General features: G+C 69.8%; 16 protein-coding genes. 8 read left to right on the top strand and 8 right to left on the bottom strand.

The features are described 5' to 3' along the window. Nucleotides 1-218: 218 nt before the first annotated feature. The 4 genes from ACWDN5_RS24820 to ACWDN5_RS24805 are packed head-to-tail and all read right to left on the bottom strand — an operon-like array spanning nucleotide 219 to nucleotide 4,064. Nucleotides 219-1,364, bottom strand: coding sequence for an Mrp/NBP35 family ATP-binding protein (locus tag ACWDN5_RS24820; RefSeq protein ID WP_310970823.1), 1,146 nt, complete (start codon nucleotides 1,362-1,364; stop codon nucleotides 219-221). Between the two features lie 10 nt (nucleotides 1,365-1,374). Then, nucleotides 1,375-1,875 carry a DUF1003 domain-containing protein gene (locus ACWDN5_RS24815; protein ID WP_310970821.1) on the bottom strand — a complete coding sequence of 167 codons (501 nt, stop codon included), beginning with the start codon at nucleotides 1,873-1,875 and terminating at the stop codon, nucleotides 1,375-1,377. Then, entirely contained in the window at nucleotides 1,868-3,145 is a 1,278-nt protein-coding gene (locus tag ACWDN5_RS24810; protein WP_310970820.1) for a magnesium transporter MgtE N-terminal domain-containing protein, read from the bottom strand. The genes ACWDN5_RS24815 and ACWDN5_RS24810 overlap by 8 nt, the downstream gene beginning before the upstream one ends. Nucleotides 3,146-3,155: 10 nt before the next feature. Then, nucleotides 3,156-4,064, bottom strand: coding sequence for an aminoglycoside phosphotransferase family protein (locus tag ACWDN5_RS24805; protein ID WP_449677920.1), 909 nt, complete (start codon nucleotides 4,062-4,064; stop codon nucleotides 3,156-3,158). A 95-nt stretch (nucleotides 4,065-4,159) separates the two neighbouring features. Here ACWDN5_RS24805 and ACWDN5_RS24800 point away from each other — a divergent pair, with 95 nt between their 5' ends. Further along, on the top strand, nucleotides 4,160-5,041 hold the full coding sequence (locus ACWDN5_RS24800) for a slipin family protein (protein WP_310970817.1): 882 nt from the start codon (nucleotides 4,160-4,162) through the stop codon (nucleotides 5,039-5,041). Here ACWDN5_RS24800 and ACWDN5_RS24795 read toward each other — a convergent pair. Continuing rightward, complete coding sequence (locus tag ACWDN5_RS24795) at nucleotides 5,038-5,769, bottom strand: DUF4190 domain-containing protein (protein ID WP_449677919.1); 732 nt, start codon at nucleotides 5,767-5,769, stop codon at nucleotides 5,038-5,040. The two genes, ACWDN5_RS24800 and ACWDN5_RS24795, sit on opposite strands and share 4 nt — an antisense overlap. A gap of 97 nt (nucleotides 5,770-5,866) precedes the next feature. Then, the gene (locus ACWDN5_RS24790; protein WP_449677918.1) at nucleotides 5,867-6,277 is read right to left on the bottom strand and encodes a DUF4190 domain-containing protein; all 411 of its coding nucleotides are present in this window, start codon (nucleotides 6,275-6,277) and stop codon (nucleotides 5,867-5,869) included. A gap of 141 nt (nucleotides 6,278-6,418) precedes the next feature. On the opposite strand from ACWDN5_RS24790, the gene ACWDN5_RS24785 reads away from it, so the two are divergent. The 6 genes from ACWDN5_RS24785 (at nucleotide 6,419) to ACWDN5_RS24760 (ending at nucleotide 12,805) form a co-directional block, all read left to right on the top strand. After that, nucleotides 6,419-7,615, top strand: a complete 1,197-nt coding sequence (locus ACWDN5_RS24785; protein WP_310970812.1) for an acyl-CoA dehydrogenase family protein — start codon at nucleotides 6,419-6,421, stop codon at nucleotides 7,613-7,615. Nucleotides 7,616-7,727: 112 nt separating this feature from the next. Continuing rightward, nucleotides 7,728-8,252, top strand: a complete 525-nt coding sequence (locus ACWDN5_RS24780) for a general stress protein (protein WP_167455155.1) — start codon at nucleotides 7,728-7,730, stop codon at nucleotides 8,250-8,252. A 243-nt stretch (nucleotides 8,253-8,495) separates the two neighbouring features. Then, nucleotides 8,496-9,818, top strand: a complete 1,323-nt coding sequence (locus ACWDN5_RS24775; protein WP_310970810.1) for an ABC transporter substrate-binding protein — start codon at nucleotides 8,496-8,498, stop codon at nucleotides 9,816-9,818. Further along, nucleotides 9,815-10,786: a carbohydrate ABC transporter permease gene (locus ACWDN5_RS24770; RefSeq protein WP_310970808.1), complete on the top strand. Its 972-nt coding sequence runs from the start codon at nucleotides 9,815-9,817 to the stop codon at nucleotides 10,784-10,786. The genes ACWDN5_RS24775 and ACWDN5_RS24770 overlap by 4 nt, the downstream gene beginning before the upstream one ends. Further along, nucleotides 10,786-11,625 (top strand): carbohydrate ABC transporter permease, encoded by an 840-nt coding sequence (locus ACWDN5_RS24765; protein ID WP_310970805.1) that lies wholly within the window; start codon nucleotides 10,786-10,788, stop codon nucleotides 11,623-11,625. The genes ACWDN5_RS24770 and ACWDN5_RS24765 overlap by 1 nt, the downstream gene beginning before the upstream one ends. Before the next feature lie 4 nt (nucleotides 11,626-11,629). After that, nucleotides 11,630-12,805 carry an ABC transporter ATP-binding protein gene (locus ACWDN5_RS24760; protein ID WP_310970803.1) on the top strand — a complete coding sequence of 392 codons (1,176 nt, stop codon included), beginning with the start codon at nucleotides 11,630-11,632 and terminating at the stop codon, nucleotides 12,803-12,805. A gap of 52 nt (nucleotides 12,806-12,857) precedes the next feature. Here ACWDN5_RS24760 and ACWDN5_RS24755 read toward each other — a convergent pair whose 3' ends face one another. Beyond that, a complete protein-coding gene (locus ACWDN5_RS24755) occupies nucleotides 12,858-13,751 on the bottom strand; it encodes a hypothetical protein (protein WP_449677917.1) in 894 nt (297 codons plus the stop codon). A 251-nt stretch (nucleotides 13,752-14,002) separates the two neighbouring features. Here ACWDN5_RS24755 and ACWDN5_RS24750 point away from each other — a divergent pair, with 251 nt between their 5' ends. Next, nucleotides 14,003-14,197, top strand: coding sequence for a PspC domain-containing protein (locus tag ACWDN5_RS24750; protein WP_176172951.1), 195 nt, complete (start codon nucleotides 14,003-14,005; stop codon nucleotides 14,195-14,197). Between the two features lie 63 nt (nucleotides 14,198-14,260). Here the strand turns inward: ACWDN5_RS24750 and ACWDN5_RS24745 are convergent, their stop codons facing one another. Continuing rightward, the gene (locus ACWDN5_RS24745) at nucleotides 14,261-14,926 is read right to left on the bottom strand and encodes a TetR/AcrR family transcriptional regulator (RefSeq protein ID WP_310970799.1); all 666 of its coding nucleotides are present in this window, start codon (nucleotides 14,924-14,926) and stop codon (nucleotides 14,261-14,263) included. Nucleotides 14,927-14,944: the final 18 nt, after the last annotated feature.

Raw genomic sequence — 14,944 nt, 5'->3', positions numbered from 1 at the left:
CGGGTTTGTCAAGGCACGCTTTCCCGCCTTGACAAACCCGACCGGCGACTGAAAATCCGAACGGAGGGGCGGGGGAGGTCGGACCCGTTCCCGAGCCGCGGCAGAGCGAAACCACGGCAGAAGAAGAAGCGCAAGAAGTCTGCCGTGGCTCGAAAGATCGTCCTCGCCGGACAGGCAGGCTCCGGGATGACCACCCAGCTCTTTTGTGCGCTGCGCGCTCAGCGGCCGGCCGGCGTCACGTTCAGCATCATGCCCGCCAGCCCGCGGGCGCGGACCGAGAGCTTCTTCGCCACGTCGCTCAGCACCACCGATGCCGGGGCCTCCGGCTCGGACAGCACGATCGGCGTCCCCGCGTCGCCCTGGGCCACCACCCTCGGGTCCATCGGGACCTGCCCGAGCAGCGGCACCTCCGACCCGATCGACTTCGTCAACGACTCGGCCACCGTCGAGCCGCCGCCCGAGCCGAAGATCTCCATGCGCTCCCCGGACGGCGTCTCCAGCCACGACATGTTCTCGATGACCCCCGCCACGCGCTGACGCGTCTGCAGGGCGATCGCCCCGGCCCGCTCGGCCACCTCGGCCGCCGCCTGCTGGGGGGTGGTCACCACCAGGATCTCCGCGTTGGGGATCAGCTGGGCCACCGAAATCGCGATGTCGCCCGTGCCCGGGGGCAGGTCCAGCAGCAGGATGTCCAGATCACCCCAGAAGACGTCCGCCAGGAACTGCTGCAACGCGCGGTGGAGCATCGGGCCGCGCCAGACCACCGGGGTGTTGCCCGGGGTGAACATGCCGATCGAGATCACCTTCACGCCGTGGGACTGCGGCGGCATGATCATCGTGTCGACCTTGGTCGGCTTCTCGCGGGCGCCCAGCATGCGGGGGATCGAGTGGCCGTAGATGTCCGCGTCCACCACACCGACCGACAGCCCCCGGGCCGCCATCGCCGCGGCCAGGTTGACCGTCACCGACGACTTGCCCACGCCGCCCTTGCCCGAGGCCACGCAGTACACCCGGGTCATCGAGCCCGGCTGCGCGAACGGGATCACCGGCTCGGCCGCGTCGCCGCGCAGGGACTTGCGCAGCTCCGAGCGCTGCTCGTCGCTCATCACGTCCAGCTCGACCCGCACGTCGACGACGCCCGGGAGCTTCGAAACGGCCTCGCGCGTGTCGTTGGTCAGCGTCGCCTTCAGCGGGCAGCCGGCCACCGTCAGGTAGATGCCGACCGTGACCACGCCGTCCGGCGCCACCGCCACGTCCTTGACCATCCCCAGGTCCGTGATGGGTTTCCGGATCTCGGGATCTTGCACGCTCTTCAGCGCGCTGCGGACGTCGTCGACGCTGGGGAGCTGCTGGGTGCTGGTCACCCCGTCCATGTTACGAGCCGGTAGGAGTGCGGGACTTCTTGGGCTTTACGTCCAGGTCTTCCCGGAGCCGGTCCAGCTCGGTGCGGAGGTAGTCGCGCGTGGCCACTTCGCCGATCGCCAGCCGCAGCGCCGCCAGCTCCCTGGCCAGGTATTCCGTGTCCGCCTTCGTCTGGGCCGCGCGGTTGCGGTCCTCCTCCAGGGAGACGCGGTCGCGGTCGTCCTGGCGGTTCTGTGCCAGCAGGATCAACGGCGCCGCGTACGCAGCCTGGGTGGAAAAGGCCAGGTTGAGCAGGATGAACGGGTACGGGTCCCACTGCAGCGAAACCGCCGTGATGTTCAGCACGATCCACACCACGACGATCAGCGTCTGCCAGAACAGGTACTTCCCGGTGCCCAGGAACCGCGCGATCCGCTCGGTGAACCGCCCGAACGAATCCGGGTCGATGTTCAGCCTGAACCGGTTCTGGCCGCGGGGCTGGTCGAGCCGCCGTCCCGAAGTCGGCTCAGGCACGGTCTTCCTCCAAGGTGTCGTGCAGCCCGGTCTCCCGCCAGTCCTCGGGCAGCAGGTGGTCGAGGACGTCGTCGACGGTCACCGCGCCGATCAGGTGGTCCTCGGTGTCGACGACCGGCCCGCAGGTCAGGTTGTAGGCCGCGAAGTAGCGGGTGACCTCGGCCAGCGACGCGCCCGGTTTCAGCGGCGGCAGCCCGGTGTCCACGGCGCTGGCCACCAGCTCGGCCGGCGGCTCCCGCAGGAGCCGCTGGAAGTGGACGACGCCGACGTAGCGCCCGGTCGGCGTCGCCGTCGGCGGGCGGCAGACGAACACCATGCTGGCCAGCGCCGGCGGCAGTTCGGCGTTGCGGATGTGGGCCAGCGCCTCGGCGATGGTCGTGTCCGGGGTCAGCACCACCGGCTCGGGCGTCATCAGGCCGCCCGCGGTGTCGGACGAGTACTCCAGCAGCCGCTTGACCGGCGCCGACTCCTCCGGCTCCATCAGCTCCAGCAGCCGGCTCTGGTCGGCCGGGGCCAGCTCGGCCAGCAGGTCGGCCGCGTCGTCGGGGTTCATCGCCTCCAGGACGTCGGCCGCGCGCTCCTCGGCCAGGTAGGCCAGGAGCTCCTTCTGGTCGTCGTCCGGCAGCTCCTCGATGACGTCGGCGAGGCGCTCGTCGTCCATCGCGTCGGCGACCTCGTGCCGGCGCTTGAGCGGCAGGTCGCGCACGGTGGCGGCGATGTCCGCCGGGCGCATCGTGTCGAACAGCATCAGCAGCTGGCCCGCGCCCTGGGGCTGGGCGCCCAGGTCGGCCAGGCCCAGCCCGGCCACCTCCGACCAGGGCAGCACCTGCATCGCGGCGCGGCGGCGGCCCAGCCCGACCCGCCGCTCGCGGATGGCCAGCTTGGCGAGCACCCAGTCCCGGGTGCGGGTCGGTTCCATCCCGGCGTCGACGACGGTGATCCGCGTGTCCGACCCGGCCAGCGTCGCGTGCGCGTCCAGCAGCTGGCCGAGCACCAGCACCTCGTTGGGGCGCTGGTTGAACTGGCGCATGTTGACCGAGCCGGTGGCGAGCGTCACCGCGCTCGGTTCGATCGAAGTGACGCGCAGCATCGGCACGAAGACCCGCCGCCGGGTGGCCAGCTCGACGACCAGGCCGAGGATCCGCGGCGGCTGCGCGTCCAGGCGCAGGCCGGCCACCAGGTCGCGGACCCGGCCGATCGACTCGCCGTCGGGGCCGAATACCGGCAACCCGGACAGCTGAGCTGCGAAAACCCTGTTGACCGCGGCCATGCCGCTGACACTATCGGCTGGCCGCCCAGGGGGCGATTTCCGCCACTGTGACGAAGGCGGGGTCGTCGCTCTCCTCGCCGGACTCGAGCTGCTCCTCGAGCATCCAGATCCAGTTCTGCATCGCCCGCACGAGCGTCCACGCGCGCGCCTTCGAAGCGTCCAGCTCGTGCGAAGCGACGATCAGCGCGAACCGTTCGTCCAGTGTGGACTCGGTGAAGCGGTTCCAGAACAACGGGATCACGCCCCACTCGAGGTCGCCGGCCAGCGGCTTCGGGTCGATCACCAGCCACGGCTCGCGGGTGCCCGCCAGGACGTTCTGGAAGTGCAGGTCTTCGTTCACCAACAGTTCGCCCGCGTCCGGTCCGAGTTCGCGGCAGATCGCCACGGCATCTTCGACCAGCCGCTTCTCGAACGGCTCGCCGAGTTCGGCCCAGCGGCGGGGGAGTTCCTCGGTCAGCCGCGCCGCCTCGGCCCGCAGCCGCCGCCGCATCGACGCCGGCGCCGGGACGGCCAAGCGCTGCGCCAGGCCGCCGATGAGCGGGATCGCCGAGCGCAGCGGGAGGTCGTCGAGGGTGCGCCCGGCGTCGAGCCGTTCCAGGAGCAGGACGCCGTCGTCCGGCGCGGATTCCAGCAGCAGCACCGCACCCCGGCCGGCCCATGTGGACAGTGCGAGCGGCTCGTCGGCGGACTCCTCGTCGCGCCAGCCCAGCTTCAGCACCACCGGCGTGCCGTCGGGCAGGCGCGCGGGCTGCACCACGCCGACGTAGCCGTGCATCGCCTCGCCCTCGAACGTCAGTCCCCACTTCCGGGCGTACTCCGCGGCGAGCTCCGGCAGGGCGGCGAGCCAGGGGACCGCCTCCGGCCCGAGCACCTTCGGCGCGCGGGCGGCGAACAGCGGGGGGATGCGAAGGTCGGTCACCGGTCCAGCCTGGCAGCCGCGTCCAGCGCATTTCGTCAGCTGCCGGGCGGGCGTACGCTGGGCTTTCAAGGGGAAACGCAACCCCGGGAGCTGCCATGGTGGTGGAGATTCTCAGCGCCGTCGTCCTCGCGGGCGGGGTCTGGCTCGCGTCGAGCGTGCGCGTGGTGAAGCAGTACGAACGCGGGCTGATCTACCGGTTCGGGCGGGTGCGGTCCCGCGTCCGCGAACCCGGGCTGGCGGTGCTCGTGCCGTTCGCGGACCGGCTCCAGAAGGTCAACATGCAGATCGTGACCATGCCGATCCCGGCCCAGGACGGCATCACCCGCGACAACGTCACGGTCCGGGTGGACGCGGTCGTCTACTTCAAGGTCATCGACCCGGTCGTCGCCGCGGTCAACGTGCAGGACTACCGGTCGGCGGTCGGCCAGGTCGCGCAGACGTCGCTGCGCTCGATCATCGGCAAGAGCGAGCTCGACGACCTGCTGTCGAACCGCGAGCGCCTCAACGAAGGCCTGGAGCTGATGATCGACAGCCCGGCGCTGGACTGGGGCATCCACATCGACCGCGTCGAGATCAAGGACGTCGCGCTGCCGGAGGCGATGAAGCGCTCGATGTCGCGGCAGGCCGAGGCGGAGCGGGAACGGCGCGCGCGCGTCATCTCCGCCGACGGTGAGCTGCAGGCGTCGCACAAGCTCGCGCAGGCCGCGGCGACGATGGCCGACACCCCCTCGGCGCTGCAGCTGCGGCTGCTGGAGACCGTGGTGCAGGTGTCGTCGGAGAAGAACTCGACGCTGGTGCTGCCGTTCCCGGTGGAGCTGCTGCGGTTCCTCGACGCGCAGACGCCGAAGGCGGCGGCCCCGGCTCCGAAGGCCGAGCCGGAGCTCACCGAAGGGCAGCTCGAGGCGAAGCCGGAGGTGAACGGCCACGCGACGCCGTCGCCGCGCAGCCCCGGCGACGCGGTGCTGCCGGCGGACTAGTTCAGGTAGCCGTTCGTGCCCAGGATGATCAGGGTGGTGAAGAAGCCGACCCACAGCGCGATCACGACGTAGCCGACGATGACGGCGGCCGTGGCCAGCCCGCGGCCGCCCGCTTCGCCGCGGTTGGTCTTGCTCAGCGCGACGTGGCCCATGATCAGCCCGGCGATCGCGGTGACGCCGGAGCAGAAGCCGAGGATCGAGCACACGAGGGCGCCGATGGCCAGCGCGTTGTCCTGCGTGCGCGGAGCCGCGTACGGCTGCCCGTACGGCGCGGGCTGGCCGTATGGCGCCGGCGACGTGTACGGCTGCCCGTAGACCGGCGGGTACGGCTGCTGCTGGTAGGCCGGGGGGACCGGCTGCCCCGGGGGCGCGAACGGCGTGCCGGGGATGTAGGCCGCCGGGGTCTCGTACGCCCCGGGCGGCAGCGGGCCGGACTGCTCCGCGGCCACGGTCGCGTCCCAGGCCGGCTGCTCCGAGGCGACGGTGGTGTCGGCGGCCGGGACATCAGCGGCCGGAGCGTCGGTCGCCGGGACGTCGGCCGCGGCGGGGGCCGCCTCAGGTGCGGCCGTGGTGTCGTGCGGCGTCGCCGCGGCGATCGTGGCGTCGGGCGACGGCGGGTCGTAGTTCTCCGGCTGGTACGGCGCCGGGTCCGCCGGCGCCGGCGGGTCGTACGACGCCGCGGTCGGGTCGGCGGCCGGGCGGTCCTTGTCCCCGGACGGGTCGGTCATGACGGGTCCCCTCGGTGCGGGTGGGAGGCCGGCGGCGCGGCGGAATTGTCGGTGGTCGCCGGTAGAGTCGAAAACGGGGGGCGCCCCGGCGGCTCGGTCAGCGCCAGGAGTCGAGGAAGCCGAGGGCGAGCCCGAGGGCCACGAGCGCGATGTTGAGCGCGATCCCCACGTACCCCACGATGATCGCCGCCATCGCCACGCCCTGGCCGTCCGCTTCGCCGCGCTTGGCCTTGCCGTGGGCGATGTGGCCCATCACGATGCCCGCGATGGTGATCAGGAAGCACAGGAAGATGCCGAGGATCGAGCAGATCAGCGCCCCCACCGCCAGCCCCGAGCCCTCCCGCGGCTGACCCGGCATCCCGGGGTAGCCCGGGCCCGGCGGGTAATGCGGGTAGCCGCCGCTCGGGTACTGCTGGCCGTAACCGGGCTGGCCGTACCCGGGCTGCTGGTAGCCGCCCGAAGGCGGCTGCTGGCCGTACGGGTTGTTCGGATCCTGCGGGTAAGTCATGATCTCTCCCCTCCTCGCCGCACTTTACGGTGCCGGACCCGCTGAGCGTGAGCGCCCTCATAGCAGCGTTGCGGCTTTGGAGTCATACTCACCGGTAACCCAGCGCCGGGAGCGGCGTCGTACTCCGGAAAGGGAGCCGTGATGGCCCGTCTCGCCCAGACCGCCGGCCTGACCGACGTGCAGTCGGAGATCCTCGCCACCGTCCGCCAGTTCGTGGACAAGGAGGTCATCCCGCACGCCCAGGAGCTCGAGCACGCCGACACCTACCCCGCCGACATCGTCGCGGGCATGAAGGAGATGGGCCTGTTCGGGATCACCATCCCGGAGGAGTACGGCGGGCTCGGCGAGTCGCTGCTGACCTACGCGCTGGTCGTCGAGGAGATCGCGCGCGGCTGGATGAGCGTGTCCGGTGTCATCAACACCCACTTCATCGTGGCGCACATGATCTCCCGCCACGGCACCGAGGCGCAGAAGCGGCACTTCCTGCCGCGGATGGCCACCGGCGAGGTCCGCGGCTCCTTCTCGATGTCGGAGCCCGACCTCGGTTCGGACGTCGCCGCGATCAAGACCAAGGCGAAGAAGACCGACGACGGCTACGTCATCGACGGCTCGAAGATGTGGCTGACGAACGGCGGGTCGTCCAACCTCATCGCGCTGCTGGTGAAGACCGACGAAGGCGCGGAGAAGCCCCACCAGAACCTGACGACCTTCCTGGTCGAGAAGCCCGAGGGCTTCGGCGAGGTGGCCCCCGGGCTGACCATCCCCGGCAAGATCGACAAGATGGGCTACAAGGGCGTCGACACGACCGAAGCGGTCTTCGACGGCTACCAGATCGGCGCCGACATGGTCCTCGGCGAAGCGCCGGGCAAGGGCTTCGCGTACATGATGGACGGTGTCGAGGTCGGCCGCGTGAACGTCGCCGCGCGCGCCTGCGGCATCGCGATCCGCGCGTTCGAGCTGGCGGTGGAGTACGCCCAGCAGCGCAAGACGTTCGGCAAGGCGATCGCCGAGCACCAGGCCGTGGCGTTCAAGCTGGCCGAGATGGCGACCAAGGTCGAGGCGGCGCACCTGATGATGGTGAACGCGGCCCGCCTCAAGGACTCCGGCGCGCGCAACGACGTCGAGGCCGGGATGGCGAAGCTGATCGCCTCCGAATACTGCGCGGAGGTCACGCAGGACGCGTTCCGCATCCACGGCGGTTACGGGTACTCCAAGGAGTACGAGATCGAGCGGCTGATGCGCGAGGCGCCGTTCCTGCTGATCGGCGAGGGCACCAGCGAGATCCAGAAGACGATCATCAGCCGCGGCCTGCTGCGGGAGTACAAATCGCGATCCTGACGGACGTTTGTCGCTCTGTCGACAATTGACCGCCCGGCCTTTCGGGGTAAGCGGCTCGCACGGTCCGGGCGTTCTTGACAAGATGGACGCCCGGACAACGAGTGCGCAGGTGATGATGGTGAGTAGTCCCTTTGGCGGGGGGCGGGCGCCCGGTGGCCTGCCGCGGCTGCCGACCCCGCCGACCGGCTGGCCGATCGGGTCGTACGCGACCTACGGCGAGGCGCAGAAGGCGGTCGACTTCCTCGCCGACAGCGAGTTCGCCGTCGGCGACGTCACGATCGTCGGGGTCGACCTGATGCTCGTCGAGCGCGTGATCGGCAAGCTCAGCTGGGGCCGGGTGCTCGGCACCGGCGCGGTGTCCGGGGCCTGGTTCGGCCTGTTCGCCGGGCTGCTGCTCGGGTTGTTCGTCAACCAGGGCTTCGCGCTGCAGGTGCTCACCGGGCTGGTGCTCGGCGTGCTGTCCGGGCTGATGTTCGCCGCGATCGGGTACAGCATGTCGCGGGGCCGCCGGGACTTCTCCTCGGCGAGCCAGCTCGTCGCCGGCCGCTACGACGTCCTGTGCCAGCCGCGCTCGGCCGAACAGGGGCGGGAACTGCTCGCCAAGCTGGCCCTTAAACCGCCCTCGGCGAACCCCTGAAAAACCCCAGTTCCACCTGCGAAGAATCACGTTTCGGCGCGCGATCCGCTGGATCGTTACCGATACTGCTTGCGGGGTGTGATCGCCCGGCATAAGTTGTCCGACACCAGTCGGGCGGCCTCGCCCTGCAGCGCGGCGGCCCGAGCACTAGCACGTCGGGGTGCTGGCGCGGTTTCGCCTCATCGCGTCGCGGTGCCCACCCGGTGCCGCGGTAACCGGCGTGCACGCGGGTGAGGAGGCCTTATGGGGAAGAGGATCGGCGCGGGCAAACGAGGACGGTCGCCCGGCCGCACCGCCGTCCTGCTGGGGGCAGGGGCATTGGTGACCGGCATGCTCGCCGGGTGTGGGACGAGTTCCGGGCTGAAGATCAACATCTACATGTCGCCCGAGGACAACTTCCAGAAAGTGGTCGACGGCTGCAACCAGAAGGCGGCCGGCAAGTACGAGATCGTCTACAACAAGCTGCCCCGCGGGGCGGACGACCAGCGGCTGCAGATGGCGCGCCGGCTGGCGGCGGGTGACACCGCCATGGACATCCTGGGCCTCGACGTCACGTGGGTCTCGGAGTTCGCCGAGGCCGGCTGGGCCGAGGAGTGGACCGGCCAGAACAAGGCGGAGGCGTCGCAGGGCGTCCTGCAGGGGCCGCTCGACACGGCAACCCACAACGGGAAGCTGTACGCGGCCACGAAGAACACCAACGTCCAGCTGCTGTGGTACGACGACCGGCTGACGCCGAAGCCGCCGGCCACCTGGGACGAGATGATGCAGGAGGCCCAGCAGCTCAAGGGCCAGGGCAAGCCCTACCAGATCGTCTTCACCGGCGCGCAGTACGAAGGCCTGGTCGTCTTCTACAACACGCTGGTCGCGTCGATGGGCGGGCACATCCTGTCCGACGACGGCAAGTCCGTCGTGATGGACGACGGCGCGGTGAAGGCCCTGGACCTGCTCAAGAAGGTCTCGACCTCCGGGCTCACCGACCCGTCGCTGAGCAACCAGAAGGAAGACGACATCCGGCAGGCGTTCCAGCGCGGGCAGGCCGCGTTCCAGCTCAACTGGCCCTACGTCTACGCCGCCTACGCCAAGGACAAGAAGGCCGACCTCCCGCACTTCAAGTGGGCGGTCTACCCCGAGGCCCAGGCCGGCATGCCCGCCCGGACCACCATCGGCGGGTTCGACCTGGCGGTGAGCACGTACTCGCAGCACAAGCCGGAGGCCTTCGAGGCGGCGCTGTGCCTGCGCAGCCCGGAAAGCCAGAAGATCTCGGCGATCAACGACGGCGTGCCGCCGAGCATCGAATCCGTGTACCACAACGACGTTCCGCTCGACCCGGGCAAGCCGGCTTCGGCCGACAACCCGAACATGGCGATCCAGTACCCGATGCGCGACGCCATCCTCGCCGCGCTGAAGACCGCCGCGGTGCGCCCGCTGACCCCGGCGTACCAGAACGCCTCGACGGTCATCTCGAAGATCCTTTCGCCGCCGTCGGACATCGACCCGCAGGCCACCGCGGCCAAGCTGCGCGAGCAGCTCGGTGACGCGCTCCAGTCGAAGGGAGTGATCCCGTGACCGTCCAGGACTCGACCCCGGCCGAGACCGCCGGGGCGACCGTCGCCGGCGAGGCGACGTCGCACAAGAAGGGCAAACCCGCCCTGTCCGAAGGGAAGAAGGCCGAGCGGCGGCTCGGGCTGTGGCTGTGCGCGCCCGCGTTCATCGTGATGATCGCGGTCACCGGCTACCCGATCCTCTACTCGTTCTGGCTGTCGCTGCAGCGGTACGACCTGCGCTTCCCGGCGCAGCAGGAGTTCATCGGCTTCGAGAACTACGGCGCCGTGCTGTCCAGTTCGTACTGGTGGACGGCGTTCGGGACGACGATGTTCCTGACCGTCGTGTCGGTGGCCATCGAGTTCGTGCTCGGCATGGCGCTGGCGCTGATCATGCACCGGACGCTCGTCGGCCGCGGCCTGGTCCGCACCGTCGCGCTGATCCCGTACGGCATCGTCACGGTCGTCGCGGCGTTCTCGTGGTACTACGCGTGGACGCCGAAGACCGGCTACCTGGCGAACTTCCTCGCCGCCGACGCGGCCCCGCTCACCGAGCAGTGGCCGTCGCTGTTCATCATCATCGGCGCCGAGGTGTGGAAGACCACGCCGTTCATGGCGCTGCTGCTGATGGCGGGCCTGGCGCTGGTGCCGGACGACCTGCTCAAGGCCGCGGCGATGGACGGCGCGACCGCGTGGCAGCGGTTCACGAAGGTGATGCTGCCGGTGATGAAGCCGGCGATCCTGGTGGCGCTGCTGTTCCGCACGCTCGACGCGTTCCGCATCTTCGACAACATCTACGTGCTCACCAACGGCGCGCAGGACACCGGGTCGGTGTCCATGCAGACCTACGACAACCTGGTCAAGGGCCTCAACCTGGGCATCGGGTCGACGATGGCGGTGCTGATCTTCCTCACGGTGGCGATCATCGCCTTCATCTTCATCAAGGTGTTCGGCACGGCCGCACCGGGTTCGGACAACGGGGGTAAGCGCTGATGGCGATCGGAACCGTCACGACGGGCCGCAAGGTCAGGTGGGGCCTGGTCGACATCCTCGTGCTGGTGTTCGCGCTGGTGCCGGTGCTCTGGGTGGTTTCGCTGTCGTTCAAGACCAAGGACACGATCACCGACGGGGCGTTCATCCCGCAGTCGTGGACCTGGCAGAACTACGCCGACATCTTCCAGACGTCGGAGTTCCTGCTGGCGCTGGTGAACTCGATCGGCATCGCGATCATCTCGACCGTGATCGCGGTGGTGCTGGGCACGATGGCCGCGTACGCGGTGGCCCGGCTCGACTTCCCCGGCAAGCAGGTCCTCGTCGGGCTGTCGCTGCTGATCGCGATGTTCCCGCAGGTGTCGCTGGTGACACCGCTGTTCAACATCGAGCGGAACATCGGGCTGTTCGACACGTGGCCGGGGCTGATCCTGCCCTACATCACGTTCGCGCTGCCGCTGTCGATCTACACGCTGTCGGCGTTCTTCCGGGAAATCCCGTGGGAGCTGGAAAAGGCGGCGAAGATGGACGGCGCCACGCCGGCCCAGGCGTTCCGCCGGGTGATCGCGCCGCTGGCCGCGCCGGGCGTGTTCACCACGGCGATCCTGGTGTTCATCTTCTGCTGGAACGACTTCCTGTTCGCCATCTCGCTGACGTCGACCACGGCGTCGCGCACGGTGCCGGCCGCGCTGTCGTTCTTCACCGGGTCCTCGCAGTTCGAGGACCCGACCGGGCAGGTGTGCGCGGCCGCGGTCGTGATCACCATCCCGATCATTGTGTTCGTGTTGTTCTTCCAGCGTCGCATCGTGGCGGGGCTGACCTCCGGTGCGGTGAAGGGGTAGCGCTATGGCAGAGATCGTGCTCGACAAGGTGTCGAAGAAGTACCCCGACGGCGCCCTCGCCGTGTCCGAAGTGGACATCACCATCGCCGACGGCGAGTTCATCATCCTGGTCGGCCCGTCCGGCTGCGGGAAGTCGACGACGCTGAACATGGTGGCGGGCCTGGAGGACATCTCCTCCGGCGAGCTGCGGATCGACGGGCAGCGCGTCAACGAGAAGGCCCCCAAGGACCGGGACATCGCGATGGTGTTCCAGTCCTACGCGCTCTACCCGCACATGAGCGTCCGGGAGAACATGGCCTTCCCGCTGCGGCTGGCCAAGGTGGACGACAAGACGGTGCGGGCGAAGGTCGAAGAGGCGGCGAAGATCCTCGACCTGACCGGGCACCTGGACCGCAAGCCGGCCAACCTCTCCGGTGGCCAGCGCCAGCGCGTCGCGATGGGCCGCGCGATCGTCCGGAGCCCGAAGGCGTTCCTTATGGACGAGCCGCTGTCCAACCTGGACGCCAAGCTCCGCGGCCAGATGCGCACGTCGGTGTCGAAGATCCAGAAGCAGCTCGGCACGACGACGCTGTACGTGACGCACGACCAGACCGAGGCGATGACCCTGGGCGACCGGGTCGTGGTGCTGCGGGCCGGGTACGTGCAGCAGATCGGCTCGCCGCAGTTCCTCTACGACAACCCGGCGAACCTGTTTGTGGCCGGCTTCATCGGCTCGCCGTCGATGAACTTCGTCCCGGCGACGCTGGAGAACAACGAGCTGCGCAGTGCCCTGGGCACGACGCCGCTGACCGACCGCGTCCGGCAGCTGGTGGAGCGGGCGAACGCGCCCCGCGACGTCATCGTCGGCATCCGGCCGGAGCACTTCGAGGACGCGGCGCTGGTCGCCGACAAGGGCAGCGGGGGGACGTTCACCGCGCACATCGACGTGCTCGAGTCGATGGGTTCGGAGAAGTTCGCCCACTTCACGGTCGAGGGCGAGACGGCGACGTCCGAGGAACTGGCGGAACTGGCCGCGGACAGCGGTTCGTCCGACGTCCCGGGCGCGGAGTCCCAGATCGTGGCCCGGCTGTCGGCGGAGTCGTCGGCGACGGAGAACGCGGACCTCGAAGTCTGGTACGACGCGGACAAGATCAAGCTGTTCGACCCGTCGAACGGCAAGAACCTCACCTACGAGGACTAGGTCTGCCGCGGCGGTCGTGAGTGGTAAGGCGGGTTCTGACCCGCCTTGCCACTCACGAGCGGTCGGGGAGGCGGGGGAAGATCGAGCCGGCCGCACCGCGGGCCAGCGCGCAGGTGGCGTCGCCCGCGGTGCCCGCCGTCTCGACCACGCTGATCTCCGCCAGTTCGCGGCGCCCCGGCAGGCCGGGAGCGGGCTGGGTGGTGTCGACCAGGCAGAACGCGCCGGCCGGCCGGACGCGCGCGTCGCGGCCACCGAGCTTCTCGGCCGGGCCGGCCGGCTCGACCGTCTCCACCGTCAGCTTGAAGCTCACCTTGCCGCGGATGCAGCTGTGCCCGGACAGGCCGATCGTCGGCCGGCTGTTCGGGCCGGCGGCCGCGTCGAGGTCGGGGTTGTCGAGCGGGACGCACGGCGCCGCCCGGCCCCACGAGCCTTCCGGGAACGTCAGCCGCCCCACCTTGTGCCGGGTGATCGCCGTCAGGACCGAGCCGACGGCGGCGTCCGCCACGCCGCAGCGGGCCTCCTGGTCGCCGGTGCCGTCGGTGACCGACAGGTCGATCCGGTTGCCGTCGGCGAAGGTGATCGCGCGGGTGCAGGCGCGGCGGTCGTTGAACATCGACTGCTGGACCGCGACGCCGTCGGGCACCGAGCCGGGGTAGCCCTCGTAGGGCTTGATGTTCGGGTCGGAGTCGAAGGCGAGCGGCCCGACGAGGATCGTGCGCGGACCGGCCTGGGCGCGGCAGCTGTCGAACGTCGGGACGGCTTCGGTCACCCCGGGCACGGTCAGCAGGCTGCAGAAGTCGATGCTGCCGAAGTCGCCGAGCGCGGCGGAGGCGGTCAGCGGGGTGGGCCCGGAATCCGGCTCGGGCGCGGCCTGGGTGCTGGCGCAGCCCGCGGTGAGGAGGGCGCAGAACATCGCGACGGCCAAGCTTTTCGGACGCGGGTACACGGGGTGCAAGTATCACCACATCGCGCGGAAAAACCAGCCCTGACGGGGACATCTCTCAATCTTTTCGACGCGGTCGGTGCGAACGGGCAGTTCAGGCGGCTTTCGGTGCACGCGACGGGGTTTCCCCGGCCATCTGAACGATTTTCGGATTTGCCGTCCCCTAAGGGAGCGATCCATCCCGCGAGCGATGCGGAAGCGGGTACTCCGGTGGTGAAGTGGAGGTATCGGAACTTCGAGGAAAGGGAAAGACGATGAGCGCACCGGTCACACGACGGCTGTCCCGCCCGCGCCACGGCCGCATGATCGGCGGCGTGTGTGCCGGACTGGCCCAGCGGTACGGGATGAAGCCCGGGACCGTCCGGCTGCTGGCCGTGTTGTCTTGTTTGCTGCCGGGGCCGCAGTTCGTGGCTTATCTGATCCTCTGGGCGGTCATCCCGTCCGAGTGAACCCGCTCGGCGGGGAAGTGAAGACCGCGCCGGTGATCCGTGGGGATCACCGGCGCGTCGTCGTCAGGGGCGCCAGCAGGACATCGCTTCGTCGACCTCGCGCTCGCTGAGCGGCGGGTGGGGCAGCTCCGATGGCTTGCCCGGCTCGGCGCGGAGCCCGTCGAGGAGCATGGCGAGGGAACGTCGCCAAAGGTCCGGGTCCACCGCGCACGTGAACTCGACCACCGAACCCACCATCATGTGCACCATCGCCATGTCCGAGGGCGCGAAGTCTGGGCGCAGGCCTCCGGCCGCTTGCGCCCGCTCGATGAGCTTTGTGATCAACGGCACCATGCGCGCCTTCTCTTCGGCGACGTGCTCGTGGCCGAACCTGTTGGACAGCATGATCTCGCGCAACCCCCGGTCGGCGGAGTGCAGCTCGGCCGCCTTCCACGTGAAGTCGACGAACGCCTGCCACGCGTCCTCGGCCTCCAGTGACTCCACGGCGAGGTCGCCGATCTCCTCCATCCGCTCGGCGAACATGGCCTCGACCAGGTGTTCTTTGCTGGGGAAGCGGCGGTAGACCGTGCCGACGCCGAGGCCGGCGTGGTGCGCGATGTCGTCCAGCGTGGCCTCGAGCCCGCGCCGGCCGAACACCTCGCGGGCCGACGCCAGGATGCGACGGCGGTTGAGTTCAGCGTCACGCCGCAGCGGCCGCGCCGGTGCGGCGGGACCAGCGTCCCGTGCCATGTCCTCCAGTCTAACCCC

This window comes from Amycolatopsis sp. NPDC003731, from assembly GCF_053586895.1.
The sequence above is the reverse complement of the archived record's forward strand: the minus strand, read 5'-3'. Positions and strand labels throughout refer to the sequence as shown.

Bases quoted from the DNA above. Each gene is read 5' to 3' on its own strand.
- ACWDN5_RS24780 (WP_167455155.1), top strand. From the start codon at position 7,728: ATGATGGTGAGTAGTCCCTTTGGCGGGGGGCGGGCGCCCGGTGGCCTG.
- ACWDN5_RS24750 (WP_176172951.1), top strand. From the start codon at position 14,003: ATGAGCGCACCGGTCACACGACGGCTGTCCCGCCCGCGCCACGGCCGC.
- ACWDN5_RS24775 (WP_310970810.1), top strand. From the start codon at position 8,496: ATGGGGAAGAGGATCGGCGCGGGCAAACGAGGACGGTCGCCCGGCCGC.
- ACWDN5_RS24795 (WP_449677919.1), bottom strand. From the start codon at position 5,769: ATGACCGACCCGTCCGGGGACAAGGACCGCCCGGCCGCCGACCCGACC.
- ACWDN5_RS24810 (WP_310970820.1), bottom strand. From the start codon at position 3,145: ATGGCCGCGGTCAACAGGGTTTTCGCAGCTCAGCTGTCCGGGTTGCCG.
- ACWDN5_RS24765 (WP_310970805.1), top strand. From the start codon at position 10,786: ATGGCGATCGGAACCGTCACGACGGGCCGCAAGGTCAGGTGGGGCCTG.
- ACWDN5_RS24745 (WP_310970799.1), bottom strand. From the start codon at position 14,926: ATGGCACGGGACGCTGGTCCCGCCGCACCGGCGCGGCCGCTGCGGCGT.
- ACWDN5_RS24800 (WP_310970817.1), top strand. From the start codon at position 4,160: ATGGTGGTGGAGATTCTCAGCGCCGTCGTCCTCGCGGGCGGGGTCTGG.
- ACWDN5_RS24760 (WP_310970803.1), top strand. From the start codon at position 11,630: ATGGCAGAGATCGTGCTCGACAAGGTGTCGAAGAAGTACCCCGACGGC.
- ACWDN5_RS24785 (WP_310970812.1), top strand. From the start codon at position 6,419: ATGGCCCGTCTCGCCCAGACCGCCGGCCTGACCGACGTGCAGTCGGAG.
- ACWDN5_RS24790 (WP_449677918.1), bottom strand. From the start codon at position 6,277: ATGACTTACCCGCAGGATCCGAACAACCCGTACGGCCAGCAGCCGCCT.